The sequence below is a fragment of the Halorubrum ejinorense genome (assembly GCF_039522565.1).
Taxonomy (GTDB): domain Archaea; phylum Halobacteriota; class Halobacteria; order Halobacteriales; family Haloferacaceae; genus Halorubrum; species Halorubrum ejinorense.
In genome coordinates this window covers 89843-104554 of the sequence record NZ_BAAADQ010000013.1, presented here as the reverse complement: position 1 = coordinate 104554, position 14712 = coordinate 89843, and the positions used below count along the sequence as shown (strand labels likewise).

The following is a 14712-nucleotide window of genomic DNA, read 5'->3' as shown; positions in this document are numbered from 1 at the left end:
TGTTTTCACGGTGGACGACGTACCCCGCCCATGACCAGTCTCTCGGAGGCGTACGGTGGACGGGGGCGCTCCGGGGCCGAGCCGCGTCGCCTCTATCTCGGTGTGGGTTCGTTCGTCGCGGGAACGCTGCTTCTCGTCGTCGGCCTCTTCGTGGCCGCGGAGGTGCTGATACCGAGCGATTACACCTCTGCGGAGGCCCGCCAGCTCGGCGGGATCCTCGGCGGCGTGGGACTCCCGCTCGTCCTGCTCGGCGTGATGGCCGTGCTGCCGGCCGACCGCAACACCTACGTCGCGGCGATCGTCGGCGCGACCGTCATGTGTCTCGGCGTGGCGCTGTTCGCGCACGCGTACCCGCAGCAGTGGGTCGGCGGTCCGCGCCCCGAACTGACCGACCTCACCCTCCCGACCGCGGGCGTCTACTTCCTCGGCGCCGCGACGACGCTGTGGAGCGTGTTCGTCGGCGTCGCGAACTTCAAGACCCGCAACGACCCCGGCGGCACCGTCACGATGGAAGTGACTCACAAGGGGGAGACGAAAGTCGTCGAGGTCCCCCGAGACCAACTCGGCAGCCGCGGCGGCATCGGCCTCCTCGGCGGGACGCCCGACGGCGAGGTCGAGACGCAGACGAACCGCCCCGACGCCGACGGCTCGTCGGGCGGATCGCCGACGACCGAGCGGTCGACCACGTCCGCGCCGAGCGGCGCGTCGGTCGCCGGGAACTCGACCGGCGGCCCCGCGACCGCCGACCGCTCCCCGTCGGGCTCCGCGGGCGTGAGCGACGGCGGCAGCGCCGACACCGACATCACCTCGCCGCTCGACGACGCGGGCCAGACCGACGCTCCGTCGTCGCCGTCGAGCCCCGAATCGGCGCCCTCGCCGGGCTCGCCCGCCGCCCGCGACGGGCCGGGCGACGCCTACTGCGGTAACTGCGCCCAGTTCGACTACGTCCGCACGGAGGACGGCATGCGCCCCTACTGCGCCCACTACGACGAGCTCATGGACGACATGGAGGCCTGCGACTCCTGGACGCCGCGCTAGCCGTCCCGTCGCCGCCTCGCACTCCGAACGCGTCCCGTCTTTGTCTCTCTCAGTTCACACCGGCTCCGCGGACGGGAGCTGCGACTCCGCGACCGCGAACGCGAGCGTGCTCAACACGCCGATGAGCGTCCCCGCCGCGAGCGCCATCGCCAGCTCCGAGAGGTCGAGCGCCGTCACGCCGGCGGCGTCCGGGAGGAAGAAGCCGGAGAGCGCGAACAACACCACGGCGATGGACACCACGTAGAACGGCGCGTTGAGGTAGCGCCACCGGAACCGTCCCGCGAGGTACTCGTCGGTGATCTGGCCGAGACTGGAGGTGACGCCGGCGACGCTGAGCCACTGGACGAACCCGTGGACGAACGCGGCGAGCGCGGTGCCGGCGGCGAGTGACCCCCCCTGAACGGCCCGGACGGCGTCGACCGTGTCGACCCCCTGAACCCCGCCGACGACGACCAAGGCGAGCGCGACGACGTAGGTGACGAGCGTCACGCGGCCGGTGTAGAGGACGTTGCGGACGGTCTCGGCGGTCCCGTCGACGGTGTCTTCGAGGCCCAGCCCGCGGAACAGCGAGTAGAGGCCGACCGCACCGGAGAGGATTCCCAACACGGCCGCGCCCGCCACGTCGAAGAGGTTCGCGACGACGACCAGCGGGTAGATCAGAAGGAGGACGCCGAGCGGGACTAAGATCGTGCCGCGCGTCTCCGGGTCGGCGAGGACCTGCTTGATCGTGTAGTACAGCGATTCGAGGTCCTGCGCCTGTCGGACGACGACGCGGCGCATCCCGTCGATCGGCATCCGCGACCGGATCACGGGGAGGACGGACTCGTCTTGGGCGCCGTCGGTGATCACGACCGCCGACACCTCCTCCCCGGTCGACAGCTCGGCGAGGACGCGGTCGACCTCCTGTCCGACAGCGCGGTTCGCCTTCACGTCGGCGCCGTCGACGCCGGTGACGGCCGCGACCTCGACGGCCTCGCCCTCGGCGGCCAGCTCGTCGTGGACGTTCACGCCCTGGAAGAGGACGTTGACGTCGGAGTCCTCGGGGTCGGCGGTCGCGAGCGCGACCGCGGCCTCGGTGACGTCGTCGGCGCCGATGACGGGCGTGGGGATCCCGGTCTTGCGGCCGAGGTCGTCGTCGAGGTCGACACAGAGGACGAGCAGCATCGGTCGACGCTACGCGAGGGGTCGGCATATGTTTTCGGCTCGGGCTCCGTCGCCGCTCGCCGGCCGAGGGGACGGCGGGAGACGGGCTACTCGTCGGCCGGTTCGTGTTCGATCCCGTTCATCATGGAGCGGACGTTCTCGCCGTCCCCGAAGGCGGCGGGGTACGCCGCCAGCGGGACGACGAAGTCGCCGCCGGCCTCCACCGGGGCGCCGACGTGGAACTCCAGTTCGACGCTCACGCCCGTTCCCTCGATTTCGCCGTCGGCCGCGTACACGACGACCTCGGCGTCGGAGCCGAGCACCCCCGTGGTGTACTGGGAGCCGCGTTCGAGGTTGCTCACGCCCTCGTAGCGGTCGGCGATCAGGGCGGCGCGCTCGTCGGGAGAGAGGTCCTCGATCGGGTTGAACGACTGGCCGAGCACCTCGACCTGCGGCGTCGCCAGCGCGGCGAAGACGGCCGCTTGGTAGTTCTCACCGAACAGCTCTACCGCCTTGTCGTACTCGGCGATGGTGTTCGTCACCTGGACCTCTCGGGTCGAGCCCGCCACCTCGAACTCCCGCGAGACGGTCTGATCCGAGACGTCGTTGAGTTCGTAGCCGGTCTCCGAGAGCGTCGCGTCCGCAACGGTCGCCGTGCCGGCCGCGAACTCCGCGGGCTCGTCGCCGGTGGCGACGTCGAGCGCGGTACAGCCGGCGAGCCCGACGGCGCCCGCGAGTCCGAGCGCACCACGGCGGGTGGTCGCGTCGGTCTTCGAGCGGTTCTCGTCGCCGGAATCGAACGGCTCACCGGATCTCATGTCTTGCCGTCACGACGGCCGCGGTACATACTTTGTGTTCGGTCCGGCCGCTCCGCGGGCCGACCGCGGACGGACGGGGCCGTGACAACGGATCTCCCGGGAACGCGCGGTTCGGACGCTTTTTGGGGCCGCGGCCGGTAGTAGGGGGTAGATGATCTCCAAGGGCTGTGAACAGTGCGCCAAGGGCGGGAAGATGGTGCTGTTCGTCTACGGCTACTGCGACCAGCGGGACTGCTTCTACTGCCCCCTCGGAGAGAACCGGAAGAACGTCACCGACGTGTACGCCAACGAGCGGAAAGTCGAGTCCGACGAGGACGTGATCGAGGAGGCCAAGCGCATGAGCGCGCTCGGCACCTCGATCACCGGCGGCGAGCCGCAGGAGGCGATGGCGAAGACGACCCGGTACCTCGAACTGCTGAAAGACGAGTTCGGCGAGGACCACCACACGCACCTCTATACGGGTATCACGGGCGGCCGCGAGAACATGCGCCGGCTCTCGGAGGCCGGTCTCGACGAGATCCGCTTCCACCCGCCGCTGGAGATGTGGGGCGACATGCACGGGACCGAATGGGAGGAGATCCTCCACATCGCCCGCGAGGAGGGGCTCACGCCCGCCTTCGAGATCCCCGGCATCCGCGCGGAGCCGGAGTTCTTGGAGTTCCTCGACGAGGGCGCCGCCGAGTTCTGTAACATCAACGAGTTCGAGATGTCCGACGGCAACTACCGCCGGATGCAAGAGGAGGGCTTCGAGCTTCAGGAGGGGCACATGTCCGCCGTCGAGGGGTCGAAAGACGACGCCATCCTCGACGAGATGGCGAGCCACGAGAAGGTGTACTTCTGTACGTCGGTGTTCAAAGACGCCGCCCAACACCGCAACCGCCTGAAGCGGATGGCGAAGAACATCCGCCGCGAGTTCGACGAGGTGACCGACGACGGAACCTTAGTCTACGGGAAGGCGTTCGCCGACGCCGAGCGGTTCGAGGCGCTCGGCGTCCCCGAGGAGTTCTACACGGTGAAGTCGAACCACGTCGAGGTCGCGTGGTGGCTCCTCGAGGAGATGGTCGAGGACGGCGACCTGACCGAAGGCGAGATCGTCGAGCAGTACCCGACCGTCGACGGCACCGTCGTCGAGCGCACGCCGGTCGCCTGACGAGTCTCTTCCCGACTTTTCGCTTACACTCTCGTAGCCCCAGCCGCTCGGCCGTACGCGACCGTCCTCGTCGGGCTGTCCTCTGTCAACGTGGACCATGATTTAAATCAGTTCGGCGCGTATCGTCGCGCATGGCCTCCGAAGAACCCGAATTCGCCGACGTGAGCATCGGACAGACGGTGTACGACGAGTCGGGCGAGGAGTTAGGTAGCGTCCGCGGAATCGACGACGCGGGCTTTTACGTCTCCGTACCGGGGGTGACGAACGCGCAGGCGCTCACCGACGCCCGCGACGTCTTCGGCACCGCGTACGTGATGTGGCGCTGCTGGGAGTGCGGCGAAATGGGCGAGATCGGTAAAGAGCTCCCCGAGAACTGTCCGAGCTGTGACGCCCCCCGCGAGGAGCTGTACTACTGGGCGGAGGACTGAGCGATCACCGCGGGAACCCCGTTCGTGTCCTCGCCGTTTATCTATAACTGGTTGACTGCGTCGGCGCGATGAACACCACCGAAGCCCCAGCCGGGAGGCGGGCGCACGACCGCTGTCGCCCGAAAATCGAAGATTTCGGGAAGTCGTCAGAGTCCGAGGGATTCTGACTGCTAACCAGAAATATCTGATTCCTGGCGATGACGAGAGGGCGACGCTCTCTCGAACCACGCGCTTCAGTCGCTCGCGGTGCTCGCTCCGTCCAGTGTTTGCGTTACCTGTGCCCGCCTCCCGACTGCCCCTTCGAGTCCCGCCCCGCACGGCACCGCACCTCACGCCTCCCCAGCCTCGTCGCCGGACTACGTCCGGCTGTAAGCGAGAGCTTTGCTCTCGCCCTGTCAGTCGCCGTCGCTCCGCTCGGCGACTGACTCCAGCGAGGGATCGAAGGTCCCTCTGGCAGCCGGCGCTACGCGCCGGCAACCTCGCACGCGCACCTCGTGGCCGCCGGTGGCGGCCACTCTGAGGCCCGCGCCGACCGCTTCGTGGGCTTACGAGCTCTCTTTTTCATCTTCGAGCTCGTCCGGTTCGTCGCTCACTTCCTCGCGGAGGCGTTCGACTTCCGCCTCCAACTCCGCGATCCGGTCGGCGTCCGCCTCCTCGCCGTCGGAGCGCAGTTTGAGGAACACCACCACCCCCGCGATGACGACGAGGGGCACGCCGAACAGGAGGACGAGGACCACGAGGAGGATCAGTAGCTCCGGACCGCCGGGGACGCCGCCGAACGCGAGGACTGGCGAGACCATGGGCCATCCACTCGACGACGCGACAAAAACGGATCGGGGGCGGCGGCCGCGTCCGTCGGCCCGCTCTCAGGCCGCGTCGACGAAGTCCGCGAGGTTCGCTTGGAGCCCGGCCGCCAGCGTCGACTTCCGGCGGAGCCGGCCGAGCGAGACGGGGAGCTGGTCGGCGACGCCGCGGACCGCCTCGCCGAACGTCTCGGCCGTCCCGAGTTCGCCGTCGAAGGCGTTCCTGACGGCCTCGCGCACCTGCCAGACGCCGACCGGCCCCCAGTAGTCGTCGGAGACGTGGCGCAAGACGAGCGCCTTCGCCTGTCGCCCGCGGTCGTCGAGGTGTTCCAAGACGCCGACCCGGGCAGCGTAGTAGGCGCCGGCGGTCTCCTCGACGTAGCCGGTCCGCCCCTCCCGTCCCTCGCTGGCGGCCGCGAGGTAGACGCCCGCCTCGGGGTCGGGGTTCCAGATCGAGCCGGGCGATTTCATCTCGACGAGTTCGTACTCCCACTGCCCCGGCACCAAGATCACCCAGAACGCGTTGCCGAGGTACTCGTTGCGGTGGACCTCGATCCGGTCGACCGTCGGGTTGTCGCGGATCGACCCGCGGAGCAGCTGTCCGACCGTGTCGTCGACGGCCGTGATCGACCAGCGCGTCGGGACGAGTCGTCGGTTCTCCCCGCGGCCGAGCGCGCCCGCCGAGAGGATCGTGTTGATCTCGTACACGTCGAACCCGCGCCGGTAGAGGTACGCCATCGCCCCCTCGGCGCGCCAGTCGTCGTCTTCGAGCGTCTTCTTCACCGGCCGCGGGACGTGCGGGTTCTCGCCGAGGTCGGCGGTCCGGGCCGCGGCGCGCGGGCCGGTCGGCGTCTTGATGTCCTCCGTGCCGACGTCGAAGTCGAGGTCCGGCCGGCCGTCGAGGCCGATCTCCACGTCGACCGGGCGGTCCGCGATGGCGACCTCGCGCTGGACGCCGAGCCAGCCGTCCCACGCGTCGTGGACGCTCTCGGCCGGACCGCTCCCGCCGCCGACCGACTTCGCTCCGCCCGTCGCGCCCGCGTCCGCCACGTCGACGCCGCGGGTCGAGTTGAGCAGGCTGGTCCGCCGGTCGAACACGTCGGCGATGGAGACGCCCTCGTCGTACCACGCCGCGGAGGTCTCGAACGCTTCCGCGCGCTCCTCGCGGCCGACCGGGGAGAGCAGGCCGGTCGAGACGTTCGGGTAGTTCGAGCGGCCGACGAAGATCGAGGGGGAGACGCTGCCGACCACGGCGTCGTCGGAGACGTGTTCGTCGAAGCGTCGCTCGAAGGAGTCGAGGTGATCGAGGATGCCGTAGTCCTTCTCGGCGGCGAGGCGCCGCCGCTCGGCCCGCTCGTTCGCCTCGAATTCGATGAACTCGTCGAGCCGCATTCGGGTCGGGGTTGGGGGCGCGAGGGCTTGAACGTTGGCTGCGGGGCCCGTGAAAAACGGCGACTCGTGGGAGAAACGCGTCCGCGTTCGGCCGGACGCCGCCCGTCGAGCGCGTCGGCGGCGTCTAACTGTGGATTCCCATCGCTTCGATCTGCTCTTGATACCGGTTGCGGATGGTGACCTCGGTGACCTGCGCCACGTCGGCGACCTCGCGTTGCGTCTTCTTCTCGTTACAGAGCAGCGAGGCGGCGTAGATGGCCGCGGCCGCGTACCCGGTCGGCGACTTGCCGGAGAGGAGTCCCTGTTCGGCGGTCGTCTCGATTATCTCGTTGGCCTTCGACTGGACCTCCTCCGAGAGCTCCAGCTCCGAGGAGAAGCGCGGAACGTACTTCTTCGGGTCGACCGGGCGCATCTCCAGGCCGAGCTCCTGGGAGATGTAGCGGTACGTCCGCCCGATCTCCTTACGGTCGACCCGCGACACCTCGGAGATCTCCTCGAGGCTGCGGGGGATGCCCTCCTTGCGGCAGGCGGCGTAGAGGGCGGCGGTCGAGACGCCCTCGATCGAGCGTCCGCGGATGAGGTCCTCGTTGAGCGCGCGTCGGTAGATCACCGACGCCACCTCGCGGACCGAGCGGGGAACGCCGAGCGCGCTGGCCATGCGGTCGATCTCCGAGAGCGCGAACTGGAGGTTGCGCTCCCCGGCGTCCTTGGTGCGAATCCGCTCTTGCCACTTGCGCAGGCGGTGCATCTGCGACCGCTTCTTCGACGAGATCGACCGCCCGTACGCGTCCTTGTCCTTCCAGTCGATCGTCGTCGTCAGCCCCTTGTCGTGCATCGTCTTCGTCGTCGGGGCGCCGACGCGCGACTTCTCCTGTCGCTCCGAGTGATTGAACGCCCGCCACTCCGGGCCGGGGTCGATCTGCTCGTCCTCGACGATGAGCCCCGTCTCCTCGTGTATCAGCTCCCCGTCGGCCGTCCGGGTGAGATCCTCCGGATCGAAGTCCTCTGGGTCCAATTCGTCGACGTCTTCGGCGTCGATCTCTTCTTCCTCGGCGTCTTCGTCCCCCACGCGCTGCCGGTCGTGATCCCGTTGCCGGGTGGGCCGTGTCATCGCATTTATATACTATCCAAATGGTTTAACTTAAAAGTTCGTTACCATGTGATTGTGTGGCACGGATATCGCGAAGCGGCCGCCTCTCCGCCGCCGGCTGCTCTCACTCTCTCCCGGACGGCGGACGGACAGCCCTTTGTCCCGTGGGCGCCGAACTCGGGCGAATGCCGACGATCGACTGCGACCCGGCCGTCGCTCGCGAGCGACTCGCGGACGCCGACGTCCGGGTCGACGAGGGGAACACGCCCCACGAGCGGTGGCGCGCCGAGCGCGAGGGGGCCGTCGCGGTCGCGTACGACGACAAGGTCGTCGTCCAGGGGAGCGACCCGACGCGGCTGACCGCCCTGCTCCGCGACGGCGGCGGCCGCGCGCACGTCTACTTCGACGGGGCCTCGCGGGGGAACCCGGGGCCCGCGTCGGTCGGGTGGTGTCTGGTCACCTCCGACGGGGTGGTCGCCGAGGGCGGCGAGCGCATCGGGCGGGCGACGAACAACCAAGCCGAGTACGCGGCGCTGATCCGCGCGCTGGAGGGCGCCGACGAGTACGGCTTCGACGCGGTCGACGTGCGGGGGGACTCGGAACTCATCGTCAAACAGGTCCGCGGCGAGTGGAACGCGAACGACCCCGAACTCAGAGAGCGTCGGGTCCGCGCCCGGGAGCTGTTAGAACGGTTCGACCGCTGGTCGATCGCCCACGTTCCGCGGGAGATAAACGCACGCGCCGACGATCTGGCGAACGAGGCACTCGATGACGCGAACTGACGACGACCCGCCGGAGTGGGCGAAAGAACAGGCTCGTGAGATGATGGCGGCGGGAGGCGACGGCGAGGGATCCGACGCCTCCGACGAGGCGCCGGAACCCGGTCCCGACGACCGCGTTCCAGACGTGCCCGTCGAGGCGGTCGAGGAGGCCGAACGGCTCACCCGACTCGCCCGCAAGGCCGAGTCCTCGGCATCGACGCCCGAGATCGAGGAGGCGGCCGCCCAGTACCGCGAGCGGCGCGACTCCCTCGCCGCCGAGTACGGCTACACCGCGCGCGTCCGCGACGAGGACGACGCGCTCGTGTTGTACCCCGACGAGTGGATGGACGAGGGGACGGTCCAACTCGACCGCGTCGAGGACACGGACCGCGCCGTCGAGGTGTCGCTGTCCGGCCCCGGCGACGCCGACCGCTACCGCGAGGTGGCCGCGTACAACGAGGCCGTCGCCGAGGCGGTCGCCGAGCGGAAAGCCAGCGTCCACGCCCGGACCGCGGAGACGTTCGCGGCGTTCATGAGCAACCACTACGTCCGCCCGGTCGACGACGCCACCCCGGAGATGCGCGCCGAGTTCCGCGAGGAGTTCCTGGTTCGGAACGGCTGGCCGACCGACGAGCAGCTCGCGGCCGTCGACGAGTCGCTGTCGGTGATCGAGTCGGTCGCCGCCGACGTCGACGATCCGACGTAGCCGCGGCTTCGCGAGCCGGGAAACGCGGCTTTCGCCGCGCCGTGTGCCAAAAGGTTCGTTCGTAGCCTGTTCGTCCGCCCGCGCGGGCGGCTACCGCAGCCTCACTCCAGCAGCGCGCGGACCTCGTCGGCGCGTTCGTCGTCGGTGACGAAGCGGTCGAGGACCCACTCGACCTGCCCGAGGACGACGTCGTGGCCCGCGTCGGTGAGTTCGTACTGGTTCGTCCGCTTGTCGAGTTCGCTCTTCTCGACGAGCCCGAGTTCGACGAGGTCGTCGAGGTTGGGGTACAGGCGGCCGTGGTTCACCTCGGAGCCGTAGTACGCCTCCAGCTCCCGCTTGATGGCGAGACCGTACATCGGCTCCTCGGCTAAGATGGAGAGGATGTTCTGCTGGAACGCCGTGAGATCGCTTGCTGCCCTCGATTCATCAGTGACTGTTTGTGCCTCTGACATGGGTAACAGGAAGGGTCCCGAACTTATAATCTTTCTCAACATACACGATCGTTGCGATGCGTAACCCCGGACGGTTGTCCAGATCTCGCGGTATTGATGCTCCTTCGGCGGACGCCCGCGCGATCCCGCGGCGGAGTACGTTCGACTGATCGATTCCGTTCACGCCGGGTCGATCGACGATCCGTCGGCGGTCCCGCCGTTTCGGTTCGCGATCGAAACCCGCGGATCGGCGTCTGACGGGCCCGGACCGACGATGCCGTTCGGCGTGTTCGTCCCGCCGCCCGCGGACCGGCTCAGGCGATCCCGAAAGGACTTTGCCCGACTTCGACGCACTATCGGGCACATGGTCAACCTCTGGGAGGATCTCGAAACGGGACCGAACGCGCCGGACGAGATCTACGCCGTCGTGGAGTGTCTCAAAGGCGAACGGAACAAATACGAGTACGACAAGGACATCCCCGGCGTCGTCCTCGACCGGGTGCTTCACTCCAACGTTCACTACCCGTACGACTACGGCTTCATCCCCCAGTCGTATTACGACGACGAGGACCCCTTCGACGTGATGGTGCTCGTCGAAGACCAGACGTTCCCCGGCTGCGTCGTCGAGGCCCGTCCCGTCGCGCTGATGAAGATGGACGACGACGGCGAACAGGACGACAAGGTGATCGCGGTGCCGACCGAGGACCCCCGCTTCGACCACATCGAGGACCTCGAAGACATCCCCGAGCAGATCCGCGCCGAGATAGACGAGTTCTTCGCGACCTACAAGAACCTCGAGGCCGGCAAGGAGGTCGAAACGCTCGGCTGGGAGGACAAGGAAGCGGCGAAAGACGCGATCGAGCACGCCCAGGACCTCTACGACGAACAGGTCGCGTAACGACCGAATAACCGGGACGCATCCGTCGGCCGCGCTCGGATGCGTTATGCCTATGGGTAATTTTTAGAGGCCGAGTCGCGTATTCACAGTTAGAACCATGAGCGCCCGCACGCCCCCCGTCGGCATCGACCACCCGACGGTCGTTCCCGCGAACTTCGACCCGGACGAGGATACCGCGGACGACGCGGCCGAGGCGGACGACGCCGTCGAGGCGGACGACGCGTAACCGAACGTCGACGTTCCCGTGCCGCCAGTCGTCTCCCGGCGACCGCTCAGTGACTCGACGACGCTGGGATGTACGGTTCTCGGGCGCGGACTCTTCGCTCGGCCTTCAGACGCGCTCGACGACCGCCGAGAGGCTCGTCGCGTCCTCCCGGAGCGCCGCGAACGTCTCGTCGACCCAGTCGACGACCGTTTCGTCGGTCGATTCGAGCACGCATCGGGGGTTGTTCCGTTCGTCGTACGCGGTGACGCACGCCACGTCGCCACACCGGAAGAGCCCGTACCCGATCGGTTCGGCGCTCACGTACACCTCGGCGGCGTCGTCGTCTAACGCCCGATCCGTCGCCGGTTCGAACTCCGTGACCGACGTGTCGGCCACGTCGCGGTCGATGATCAGCTGGACGCTCGCGCCGTCGTCTAGCGCCGCCGCCGCCGCCTCGTTGAACTGCTGGATGACGACCGGAGAGACCGCGCGGATCTCGGTGTCGCGGTGCTCGCGGAGGAGCTCCGTGAGCCGGTTGACCGCCGCCAGCGGGTTCCGGTCGGACGCGACGGTGAGGTCGCTGTCCGGGAGTCCCCCTGCCGGGAAATCGACGCCGACGCGCTCGACGCCCGCGGCGAACCCCCCGTACCGGTCGCCTCGTTCGACCTCCGTGAGAAGCGTTTCGTACGCGTCGTGAACGCGTCGACCGGTCGGCGTCACGCAGTACGCGGCGTCGCGTTTCACCACCCAGTCTCGCTCGCGGAACCCGGCGAGGATCCGCTGGACCGTCGTCCGGGTGGCGTCGACCGCGTCGGTGACCTCGGCCGGACGCCGCGGCTCCTCGCGTAACGCCCGGAGTATCGCGACCCGAACGGGCGAGCCGGCGAGGTACTGTGCGCCACTGTGTCCCTCCTCGGCCGTCATCGTGTGATCCACGTGTACGGGTACCGCCCTGTTAACCGTACCGCGTCCGGGCAGCGGTCACCGGCACCGCGGGCCGCCGCTCGGTTCACTCCTGATACCGGAACGAGACGACGGTCCCGACGGTGCCCTCGCCGGCGATCCGCTCCGTGGTCACCGTCACGGCGGCGAGCGCCTCCGCCCCGAGCGCCTCCTCGATCACCGCCCTGAGCGCGTCGGGGTCGGCCCCGTCGTCGATCACCGGCACGCGGACCTGTCGGCGGTTGACGGCGACGTCGCCGAGGTCGTACTCCGTGTGCTCGAACGCCTCGCGGATCGCGGCCTCGATGTCAGTCATCTCACGGCATCCTCCGCGCTCGGCGGTGAAAAAACGGGGTCCTCGGTCGATCCGAAAGTTCGGCGGGCGATGTCTCCACACTGTGAGAACCGCGAACAGACCGATAAAACGTCTCATAGAGCCTGTATTTATTTAATACATCATTTTAACATTTCAAACATCTACGTCATACAACCGTAGAACAATCTCAATATTTATTTATCCTGATACTTTTCGAATATGCACGAAAGTGTAGCAGATTACGTGGCAGAGCACCCGAAGATGGCCGGCGTCCTGTTCAGCGCACTCCTGCTGTTGACGCAGGCGGCGCCTGCGGCGGCGAATCAGGCAGTGGTTAACCCTGGTCCGTAAGGTCGGGCAATTCATCATTCCAAGTTAGTTTCTCATCGTAAAATATCGGTGTATCCTCAAGATCTAGGAAATCTTTCACTTTCTTAGCAGTAACCTCGTTTATACTCACTTTAGATGGAATAATGTAATTTCTATCGTCCCTTTCTAAATTTATATACATCAAACTCCCAATACCATACGGTCCGTTTGGAAAACCCTCCACTAAAACGTCTAAGCATTCTGTCTGCGTGTGCTCTAAACTGAGCACTAGTGCCGCTCCACTGCGACTCTGGCAGATCGTCGTTCCCCCGTCGCCCACTACGATATACTGATGGCCAGTAATCAGTTCCCGCTTTGCGACGTGAAGTGCGGTCCGGAGATTAAACCCGCTGTTCATCAGCCGAGCAATGATTCGGCCGAGTTTTGTCGCGGGTGAGTTCGCAACGTCTGAAAGAGTGACGATACCCCCGCGCGACCCGCGATGAACAAGGGCCTCGCCCTGCTGGTACGACTGACAGGCGTTTAGTAGAAAGGCGCTGACGCCAATTTCGAGATCTTCGTTTGTCAGGTCGAGATAGTCGTCGGCGCACTGCATTCCCCGATCGTCGACGTGGCCGATGTAGTGGAGGAAGTCGACATTGGAGCTAAGTACGTCGCGCATCTCCTCGCGCGAAAGGTCGTGTCGCACCTCGATGTCGAACTGAACCATGTCGCGGAGCCCGTAGAGGTCACCGACGTTATCCTCCTCGCGCATCTGCTCGTCGTTACAGACGACGAGGACCGAGATCCGCGACTGCTCGACCTGCCCGGCTTCGAGTCGGCGGTGATACGCGTCGAGCGTGGCCTTGTTCGCGTCGAGCGGCACGCCGTCGCCGACCCACGCGTGCTCGACGGTGTCGACTGGTTCTGGGCGAATAAATTCGGTCTGCGCCGGGACGGCACCCCGCTCCACGGAAGCGTCCGCGCCGCGAGTATCTCCCACGCTGGCGCCACCGCGCATGAGTTCTCCACAGTCTACGCTGACATCGTCGGACATTGCCCTACCTTCGATCGTGATCGCCGTGTTCCCGCCGGGGCCCCTGAAGAATCCGACGCCGGCTCCCTCGTCGTTGTCGACGGGGGTGACCGTCTCTGGTGACCTGATGATCGACAGTTCACCGGCGACGAACGGGAGCATTTCTACGTTCTCCGGGTCAGGACGCACGTCTGTTGTTAGCGTCCACTGCGGCAGTTCGGGTTCAATCTCTTCGAAGGGCACGTCGAGGTACTCGCCCAGCCGCTCCGCGAGCGGCAGGTCGTACAGCTGTTCCCAGTTGAGGTCAAGATTTGTGGTTTCACGCTCGTGGAGGTCCACCGGATAGAATCCCTCGGTTCGAGCGAGGCAGTCCATATGGAACGACTGCCTGAGCACCTGCGCGGTCCGCTCCTCGAATCCCGGTTCGAGCGGGTACGTCCAGCCGTCGCCCTCGATCCGCGGCTCGTCGCCCGGCACTACGTCGGCTGCGAAGTAGTAGGCCAGTGAGACAACGGGGTAGAGATAGCGGTACTCAGGCGGGATAATAATCTCAACGTTGCTGTCAATCGGAGTAACCTGACTCGGTATTTCAAACGACTCATTTGGCTCGATCAATGGCGGATGCCCCCGGAGTGTTGGGAATGACCGTTCTGGGCTTGTCGTCTGTAGAGCTGTGCCTAACAGAGACACAGCCTTCATCACAGACTTCGGATCTGTTGGGGTTTTAATCGTGCCAGCAGGCGTCTGGTGAAGCGACCGAAATCCGAGTCTAATCTCACTTGGTACATCTAAGTCGATTCGCGTTGTTCGGTCTGTCGTCGAAACAGAAAATCCGGTCTTAATACCAAGATACGTCTTAGTGGGAGCTGGATTAATTCCGATGTGGTATTCCCCTGCTGGCATCTCGTAGCAGTCTCCCCGTGTTAGAAGATTTCCGTCCCAATCTCGCGTTTCAACAAGCCCAACGCGCGGGATCTCGATCGAGCCGGTCTCGACCGCGACGCTGGCGTCGACGGGGAAGTAATGGTCGGACTCGGGACGAGGCTGCGGGTCGACCCGCCGGTCGGTGTACACCTCGAACTGCGTGTTCTCGATGTGGTCCGTGACGGTGAGTCCGTCGGCCGCACGCAGCGGGTCGATGTCGATGCTCATGGGGGTCGACCCCGGCGCCGGACGGGGCCGAGAGGGCCGGCGCGGCGGTCGTGGATACCCCTCTTTGACCGATAGCGGCGATAAAGCTTGTGTC

At 66.6% G+C, this 14712-nt stretch carries 17 protein-coding genes; 8 read left to right on the top strand and 9 right to left on the bottom strand.

The annotated features are described in order from the left end of the window. Window positions 1-30 precede the first annotated feature (30 nt). Window positions 31-1038 carry a cell division protein CdpA domain-containing protein gene (locus ABDZ89_RS11345; protein WP_343779126.1) on the top strand — a complete coding sequence of 336 codons (1008 nt, stop codon included), beginning with the start codon at window positions 31-33 and terminating at the stop codon, window positions 1036-1038. 54 nt (window positions 1039-1092) lie between these two features. Here the strand turns inward: ABDZ89_RS11345 and ABDZ89_RS11340 are convergent, their stop codons facing one another. Then, a complete protein-coding gene (locus ABDZ89_RS11340; protein WP_343779124.1) occupies window positions 1093-2202 on the bottom strand; it encodes a DUF373 family protein in 1110 nt (369 codons plus the stop codon). A gap of 86 nt (window positions 2203-2288) precedes the next feature. Continuing rightward, the gene (locus ABDZ89_RS11335; RefSeq protein WP_343779122.1) at window positions 2289-2999 is read right to left on the bottom strand and encodes a DUF6517 family protein; all 711 of its coding nucleotides are present in this window, start codon (window positions 2997-2999) and stop codon (window positions 2289-2291) included. 151 nt (window positions 3000-3150) lie between these two features. Here ABDZ89_RS11335 and ABDZ89_RS11330 point away from each other — a divergent pair, with 151 nt between their 5' ends. Continuing rightward, a complete protein-coding gene (locus ABDZ89_RS11330) occupies window positions 3151-4149 on the top strand; it encodes a radical SAM protein (RefSeq protein WP_343779120.1) in 999 nt (332 codons plus the stop codon). Between the two features lie 131 nt (window positions 4150-4280). Continuing rightward, window positions 4281-4577, top strand: coding sequence for a DUF7130 family rubredoxin-like protein (locus ABDZ89_RS11325; protein WP_343779119.1), 297 nt, complete (start codon window positions 4281-4283; stop codon window positions 4575-4577). Window positions 4578-5122: 545 nt separating this feature from the next. Here the strand turns inward: ABDZ89_RS11325 and ABDZ89_RS11320 are convergent. The 3 genes from ABDZ89_RS11320 to ABDZ89_RS11310 form a co-directional block, all read right to left on the bottom strand. After that, on the bottom strand, window positions 5123-5377 hold the full coding sequence (locus ABDZ89_RS11320; RefSeq protein WP_343779118.1) for a preprotein translocase subunit TatA: 255 nt from the start codon (window positions 5375-5377) through the stop codon (window positions 5123-5125). A gap of 66 nt (window positions 5378-5443) precedes the next feature. Continuing rightward, window positions 5444-6772, bottom strand: a complete 1329-nt coding sequence (gene nreA / locus ABDZ89_RS11315) for a DNA repair protein NreA (protein ID WP_343779116.1) — start codon at window positions 6770-6772, stop codon at window positions 5444-5446. Window positions 6773-6896: 124 nt separating this feature from the next. After that, complete coding sequence (locus tag ABDZ89_RS11310) at window positions 6897-7883, bottom strand: transcription initiation factor IIB (RefSeq protein ID WP_343779115.1); 987 nt, start codon at window positions 7881-7883, stop codon at window positions 6897-6899. A gap of 164 nt (window positions 7884-8047) precedes the next feature. On the opposite strand from ABDZ89_RS11310, the gene rnhA reads away from it, so the two are divergent. After that, window positions 8048-8644 carry a ribonuclease HI gene (gene rnhA, locus ABDZ89_RS11305; RefSeq protein WP_343779114.1) on the top strand — a complete coding sequence of 199 codons (597 nt, stop codon included), beginning with the start codon at window positions 8048-8050 and terminating at the stop codon, window positions 8642-8644. After that, window positions 8631-9329, top strand: a complete 699-nt coding sequence (locus tag ABDZ89_RS11300; protein WP_343779113.1) for a DUF7108 domain-containing protein — start codon at window positions 8631-8633, stop codon at window positions 9327-9329. Before rnhA ends, ABDZ89_RS11300 begins: the two co-directional genes overlap by 14 nt. 101 nt (window positions 9330-9430) lie before the next feature. Here ABDZ89_RS11300 and ABDZ89_RS11295 read toward each other — a convergent pair whose 3' ends face one another. Beyond that, window positions 9431-9781 (bottom strand): PadR family transcriptional regulator, encoded by a 351-nt coding sequence (locus ABDZ89_RS11295; RefSeq protein ID WP_343779112.1) that lies wholly within the window; start codon window positions 9779-9781, stop codon window positions 9431-9433. A 343-nt stretch (window positions 9782-10124) separates the two neighbouring features. Here ABDZ89_RS11295 and ABDZ89_RS11290 point away from each other — a divergent pair, with 343 nt between their 5' ends. Further along, on the top strand, window positions 10125-10658 hold the full coding sequence (locus ABDZ89_RS11290; RefSeq protein ID WP_343779111.1) for an inorganic diphosphatase: 534 nt from the start codon (window positions 10125-10127) through the stop codon (window positions 10656-10658). 97 nt (window positions 10659-10755) lie between these two features. Continuing rightward, window positions 10756-10884 carry a hypothetical protein gene (locus tag ABDZ89_RS11285; RefSeq protein ID WP_343779109.1) on the top strand — a complete coding sequence of 43 codons (129 nt, stop codon included), beginning with the start codon at window positions 10756-10758 and terminating at the stop codon, window positions 10882-10884. A 105-nt stretch (window positions 10885-10989) separates the two neighbouring features. Here the strand turns inward: ABDZ89_RS11285 and ABDZ89_RS11280 are convergent, their stop codons facing one another. Both ABDZ89_RS11280 and ABDZ89_RS11275 read right to left on the bottom strand, forming a co-directional pair. Continuing rightward, window positions 10990-11787 (bottom strand): helix-turn-helix transcriptional regulator, encoded by a 798-nt coding sequence (locus tag ABDZ89_RS11280; protein WP_343779108.1) that lies wholly within the window; start codon window positions 11785-11787, stop codon window positions 10990-10992. Between the two features lie 85 nt (window positions 11788-11872). Continuing rightward, window positions 11873-12121: a hypothetical protein gene (locus ABDZ89_RS11275; protein WP_343779106.1), complete on the bottom strand. Its 249-nt coding sequence runs from the start codon at window positions 12119-12121 to the stop codon at window positions 11873-11875. A gap of 219 nt (window positions 12122-12340) precedes the next feature. Here ABDZ89_RS11275 and ABDZ89_RS17140 point away from each other — a divergent pair, with 219 nt between their 5' ends. Next, entirely contained in the window at window positions 12341-12472 is a 132-nt protein-coding gene (locus tag ABDZ89_RS17140) for a DUF7503 family protein (RefSeq protein ID WP_425544613.1), read from the top strand. Here the strand turns inward: ABDZ89_RS17140 and ABDZ89_RS11270 are convergent. Beyond that, complete coding sequence (locus tag ABDZ89_RS11270; protein WP_343779105.1) at window positions 12456-14618, bottom strand: caspase family protein; 2163 nt, start codon at window positions 14616-14618, stop codon at window positions 12456-12458. The genes ABDZ89_RS17140 and ABDZ89_RS11270 overlap by 17 nt on opposite strands. Window positions 14619-14712 lie beyond the last annotated feature (94 nt).

Bases quoted from the DNA above. Each gene is read 5' to 3' on its own strand.
- ABDZ89_RS11345 (WP_343779126.1), top strand. From the start codon at position 31: ATGACCAGTCTCTCGGAGGCGTACGGTGGACGGGGGCGCTCCGGGGCC.
- ABDZ89_RS11340 (WP_343779124.1), bottom strand. From the start codon at position 2,202: ATGCTGCTCGTCCTCTGTGTCGACCTCGACGACGACCTCGGCCGCAAG.
- ABDZ89_RS11335 (WP_343779122.1), bottom strand. From the start codon at position 2,999: ATGAGATCCGGTGAGCCGTTCGATTCCGGCGACGAGAACCGCTCGAAG.
- ABDZ89_RS11330 (WP_343779120.1), top strand. From the start codon at position 3,151: ATGATCTCCAAGGGCTGTGAACAGTGCGCCAAGGGCGGGAAGATGGTG.
- ABDZ89_RS11325 (WP_343779119.1), top strand. From the start codon at position 4,281: ATGGCCTCCGAAGAACCCGAATTCGCCGACGTGAGCATCGGACAGACG.
- ABDZ89_RS11320 (WP_343779118.1), bottom strand. From the start codon at position 5,377: ATGGTCTCGCCAGTCCTCGCGTTCGGCGGCGTCCCCGGCGGTCCGGAG.
- nreA (WP_343779116.1), bottom strand. From the start codon at position 6,772: ATGCGGCTCGACGAGTTCATCGAATTCGAGGCGAACGAGCGGGCCGAG.
- ABDZ89_RS11310 (WP_343779115.1), bottom strand. From the start codon at position 7,883: ATGACACGGCCCACCCGGCAACGGGATCACGACCGGCAGCGCGTGGGG.
- rnhA (WP_343779114.1), top strand. From the start codon at position 8,048: ATGCCGACGATCGACTGCGACCCGGCCGTCGCTCGCGAGCGACTCGCG.
- ABDZ89_RS11300 (WP_343779113.1), top strand. From the start codon at position 8,631: ATGACGCGAACTGACGACGACCCGCCGGAGTGGGCGAAAGAACAGGCT.
- ABDZ89_RS11295 (WP_343779112.1), bottom strand. From the start codon at position 9,781: ATGTCAGAGGCACAAACAGTCACTGATGAATCGAGGGCAGCAAGCGAT.
- ABDZ89_RS11290 (WP_343779111.1), top strand. From the start codon at position 10,125: ATGGTCAACCTCTGGGAGGATCTCGAAACGGGACCGAACGCGCCGGAC.
- ABDZ89_RS11285 (WP_343779109.1), top strand. From the start codon at position 10,756: ATGAGCGCCCGCACGCCCCCCGTCGGCATCGACCACCCGACGGTCGTT.
- ABDZ89_RS11280 (WP_343779108.1), bottom strand. From the start codon at position 11,787: ATGACGGCCGAGGAGGGACACAGTGGCGCACAGTACCTCGCCGGCTCG.
- ABDZ89_RS11275 (WP_343779106.1), bottom strand. From the start codon at position 12,121: ATGACTGACATCGAGGCCGCGATCCGCGAGGCGTTCGAGCACACGGAG.
- ABDZ89_RS17140 (WP_425544613.1), top strand. From the start codon at position 12,341: ATGCACGAAAGTGTAGCAGATTACGTGGCAGAGCACCCGAAGATGGCC.
- ABDZ89_RS11270 (WP_343779105.1), bottom strand. From the start codon at position 14,618: ATGAGCATCGACATCGACCCGCTGCGTGCGGCCGACGGACTCACCGTC.